The organism is Achromobacter sp. RTa (assembly GCF_000757485.1).
GTDB lineage: Bacteria > Pseudomonadota > Gammaproteobacteria > Burkholderiales > Burkholderiaceae_B > Achromobacter.
In genome coordinates, this window is sequence record NZ_JPYO01000042.1 from 123,106 (window position 1) to 123,547 (window position 442).

Consider the following 442-nt stretch of genomic DNA (forward strand, 5'->3'; position numbering starts at 1 on the left):
CAGCAGGAACGGGCCCACCGCCACGTTGCCGCCCGCCGCCGTCTTGAGCAGGTTGTAGGCGATATTGCCGGAATCCACGTTCGGGCACACCAGCAGGTTGGCCTCGCCCTTGAGCGAAGACGACGGCAGGATGCGCATGCGCAGCGCTTCGTCCAGCGCGCAGTCCCCGTGCATTTCCCCGTCGATCTCCAGCTCCGGCGCGATCTCGCGCACCAGTTCCAGCGCCCGGCGCATCTTCGCGCCCGAGGCCGAACTGCCCGAACCGAAGTTCGAACGCGACAGCAGCGCCACCTTGGGCGCCAGGTTCATGCGCGCCATTTCCTGAGCCGCCATCACCGTGAACTCGGCGATCTGTTCGGCCGAGGGTTCATCATTGACGTGCGTGTCGACCAGCACCACCGTGCGCTCGTTGAGCAGCAGGATGTTCATGGCCGCGTACACG

At 66.1% G+C, this 442-nt stretch carries 1 protein-coding gene; it reads right to left on the minus strand.

Going from position 1 to position 442, the window contains the following annotated elements:
- On the minus strand, window positions 1–442 hold a 442-nt coding region (locus JL37_RS30540; RefSeq protein WP_255352920.1), incomplete at both ends, for a phosphate acyltransferase.